Here is a 4147-nt window from a genome sequence, read left to right as displayed (position 1 = left end):
ACCGATGCCAAGGGGTCGCCGATCGGCGAGGCCCGTTACGCCTTCGGGCCGCGGGACCGCGAAACCGAAGCCGCGTTCGATCTTCCGGTCGAGTTGCGCAACGATATCGCGCGGCTGGAAATCTCGGGCGAGCGGTCGGCCGGCGCCGTCCAGCTGCTCGACAAGAGATGGCGGCGGCGCGCCGTCGGCGTCGTCAGCGGCGCGACCAGCGATACCGCGCAGCCGCTATTGGCATCGACCTTCTATCTCACCCGCGCGCTGTCGCCCTTCGCCGACGTGCGGCTGGGCGATCGCGGCGCGCCGCAGCAGGTGATCGCGCAATTCCTCGATCAGCGGCTGCCGATGATCGTGCTGGCGGATGTCGGCACGCTGTCGCCGGAAACCCGCGAGCGTCTGAACGCCTGGATCGACCAGGGCGGCGTATTGGTGCGTTTCGCGGGTCCGCGGCTGGCGCAGGCCGATGACGATCTGGTGCCGGTCAGGCTGCGCCGCGGCGGCCGCAGCCTGGGCGGCAGCCTGACCTGGGAAAAGCCGCAACACATGGCCTCCTTTACCGCCGACGGACCGTTCGCGGGCCTGCAGGTGCCGAAAGACATCACCGTCAGCCGCCAGGTTTTGGCCGAACCGGATGCGGTGCTGTCGACCAAGAGCTGGGCCTCGCTGGAAGACGGCACGCCGCTGGTCACCGGCGAGCGTCGCGGCAAGGGCGTCGTCAGCCTGTTCCACGTCGGCGCCGACATGCGCTGGTCCGACCTGCCGATGTCGGGCAGTTTTGTCGAGATGCTGCGGCGCCTTGTCGATATGTCCGGCTACACGTCGACGCCGGGCGCCGGCGCCGAGAGCGAGGGCAAGGTCGAGACGGTGGCGCCGCTGCGCACGCTCGACGGGTTCGGCGCGTTCGGACCGCCGCCCTCGACCGCCAAGCCGATGCCGGCGGATTATCGCGATCGCGCCACCGCGGATCATCCGCCGGGATTCTACGGCCCGGCCGAAGGCCCGATCGCGGTCAATACGCTGGCGTCAGGGGATCGCATCGCGGCGCTCGACACATCCGGCTTGCGCGCGCGGCGTGCGAGCTACACCAACGCCGAACCGCGCGACTTGCGCGGCATCCTGCTGTCGTCATCGCTGGCGCTGTTCCTGATCGATGCGATCATCGTCGCGATGCTGGGCGCAGGCCTCGCCGCGCTGCTGCGACGGCGCGCGGCGCCGGCGGCGCTCGCCATCGCGTTCCTGCTGGCTGCGTTGTCGGCCGCGCCATCGCCGGGCCGCGCCGCCAACAATGACGACTTCGCCATCAAGGCGGTTTCGCAGACCCGTCTCGCCTATGTCGTCACCGGCAATGCCGACGTCGATTCCATCGTCAAGTCCGGCATGGCCGGACTGACCTTGTTTCTGGCGCAGCGCACCGCGCTCGAAGCCGGCGATCCCGTCGGCGTCGATCCCGCGCTGGATGAACTGGCGTTCTTCCCGCTGATCTACTGGCCAGTGGTGCCCGGCGCGCCAAAACCGCCGCAGGACGCCATCAACCGCATCGACGCCTATATGAAGCAGGGCGGCACGGTGGTGTTCGACACCCGCGACGCCATCGAGGCGCCGCCCGGCGACAATGGCGGCTCGCAAACGCCGGGCATGGCGAGCTTGCGCGAAATCCTCTCCTCGCTCGACGTTCCCGAGCTCGAGCCGGTGCCGCGCGAACACGTCCTGACCAAGACGTTTTATCTGCTGCGCGATTTCCCCGGCCGGTTCAGCTCGGGCCAGACCTGGGTCGAAACCCTGCCGCGCGAAGACGATGACGAGGCAGCATCCCGGCCGGCGCGCGGCGGCGACGGCGTCTCGCCGATCATCATCACCTCCAACGACCTCGCCGGCGCCTGGGCGATCCGTCCCGACGGCCAGCCGATGCTGCCATTGACGCCGGGCGAACCGCGGCAGCGCGAATTCGCCTTCCGCGCCGGCGTCAACATCGTGATGTACACGCTGACCGGCAACTACAAGGCCGATCAGGTGCATGCGCCCGCGCTCATCGAACGGTTGGGACAATAGGGCGACGGCATGAATTACGGCATCGCGTTCACCCCCCTCGTTCCCGCGCTCGTGCTGTGGCTCGCGCTGGCGGCCATCACCGTGATATCGGCGTTGCTCTTGCTCGGCCGTTCGCGCGGCGCCGCGGTGCGCATCACGGCACTGGCGCTGATCCTGCTGGCGCTCGCCAATCCCTCCTTCACCCGCGAGGACCGCGAGCCGCTGTCGTCGGTGGCCGCCGTCGTGATCGACAGGAGCCCGAGCCAGAATTTCGGCACCCGCAACCAGGAGACCGCAAAGGCGCAGCAAGCCCTGGTCGAGAGCCTGAAGAAGATCAAGGGGCTGGAAGTGCGAATTGTCGAGGCCGGGCAGGCCGACGGCGAGACCGACGGCACCAAGCTGTTCGGCGCGCTGTCGTCGACGCTGTCGGACGTTCCGGTCGATCGGGTCGCCGGCGCTTTCCTGATCACCGACGGCCGCGTGCACGATATTCCTGCCAACGCCGGCGCGGTCGGGTTCCAGGCCCCGGTGCACGCATTGATCACCGGACGCAAGGACGAGCGCGACCGGCGCATCGCGATCTCGGCGGCGCCGCGCTTCGGCATCGTCGGACAGGCCCAGACCATCACCTACCGGCTCGACGATCAGGGCGTCACCGGCGAACGCGCAAAAATCGTGGTGCGCCGCGACGGCGAGGTGATCAACGAACGCACGTTGCAGAGCGGCCAGACCGCCAATATCGAGATCGACATCAAGCACGCCGGTCCGAACATCGTCGAGATCGAGGCCTCGCCGCTCGAGAACGAGCTGACCCTGGTCAACAACCGCGCGGTGGTCGCAATCGACGGCGTGCGCGACAAGCTGCGGGTGCTTTTGGTTTCGGGCGAGCCGCATTCCGGCGAGCGCACCTGGCGCAACCTCTTGAAGTCGGACGCCAGCGTCGACCTCGTCCATTTCACCATTCTGCGCCCGCCGGAGAAGCAGGACGGCACGCCGATCAACGAGCTGTCGCTGATCGCGTTTCCGACCCGCGAATTGTTCCAGCAGAAGATCAACGAATTCCAGCTGATCATCTTCGACCGCTACGCCCGCCAGGGCGTGCTGCCGATCGCCTATTTCGACAATATCGCGCGCTATGTCCGCGCCGGCGGCGCGGTGCTGGTGTCGGCCGGTCCCGACTATGCCTCGACCACCAGCATCTGGCGCACGCCGCTGGATTCGGTGCTGCCGGCAGAACCCGTCGGCGTCACCGAAAAGCCGTTCTATGCGCATTTGAGCGATACCGGCAAACGCCATCCGGTGACGCGCGGGCTGGAAGGTTCCGCCACCGAGCCGCCGCGCTGGAGCCGGTTCTTCCGCACGGTTGAGACCCGCAACGCGATCAGCCCGCCGGTCATGACCGGCGCCGACGGCAAGCCGCTATTGCTGCTGTCGCGGTTCGGCGAAGGCCGCGTCGCGCTCTTGCTGTCCGACCATATCTGGCTGTGGGCGCGCGGCTATGAGGGCGGCGGCCCGCATCTCGACCTGTTGCGGCGGATGTCGCATTGGCTGATGAAGCAGCCTGATCTGGACGAGGAAGCGCTGCGGCTACAGATCCAGGGCCGCGATCTGGCGGTGGTGCGCCAAACGATGGCCGACAGCGTGACGCCGGTGACGGTGACCTCGCCGAGCGGCGCCACGCGCGAATTGACCTTGAGCGCAAGCGAACCGGGCGAATGGCGCGCGACGCTCCCGGCCGGCGAACTCGGCTTGTGGCAGGCGACCGACGGCACGCTGAAAGCGCTGATCAATGTCGGGCCGACCAATCCGAAGGAATTTTCCGAAGTCACCTCCACCACCGAGATGCTGAGGCCGCTGGCGCAGGCGACCGGCGGCGACGCCCGGCGCGTGGTCGATGGCACGAGCATCGATCTGCCCCGCATCGTGCCGGTGCGGGCGTCGGGCATTTTTCGCGGTGACGGCTGGATGGGCGTGAAGATGCGCGACGCCAGCGTCGTCAAGGGCGTCGGCGTGCTGCCGATGTTCGCCGGCCTGATCGGCCTCTTGCTGCTGCTCGGCGCGTTCGCCGCGACCTGGCTGCGCGAGGGGCGGTGAGCGCACCGACCTCATCGCGGTCGCGCCG

At 68.3% G+C, this 4147-nt stretch carries 2 protein-coding genes; both read left to right on the top strand.

All coding sequences use genetic code 11. From position 1 onward, the window contains the following. The coding region (locus WCE35_RS24320) for a DUF4159 domain-containing protein (protein ID WP_424595858.1) at window positions 1-2046 on the top strand (2046 nt) is incomplete at its 5' end. 9 nt (window positions 2047-2055) lie between these two features. Beyond that, window positions 2056-4119, top strand: coding sequence for a hypothetical protein (locus WCE35_RS24315; RefSeq protein ID WP_424595857.1), 2064 nt, complete (start codon window positions 2056-2058; stop codon window positions 4117-4119). The last annotated feature ends 28 nt before the right edge of the window (window positions 4120-4147 follow it).

The sequence above is a fragment of the Bradyrhizobium sp. genome (assembly GCF_049691595.1).
In the GTDB taxonomy this organism is placed as follows: domain Bacteria; phylum Pseudomonadota; class Alphaproteobacteria; order Rhizobiales; family Xanthobacteraceae; genus Bradyrhizobium.
Note: the sequence above shows the minus strand (reverse complement) of the source record. Positions and strands in the feature narration are given on the sequence as shown.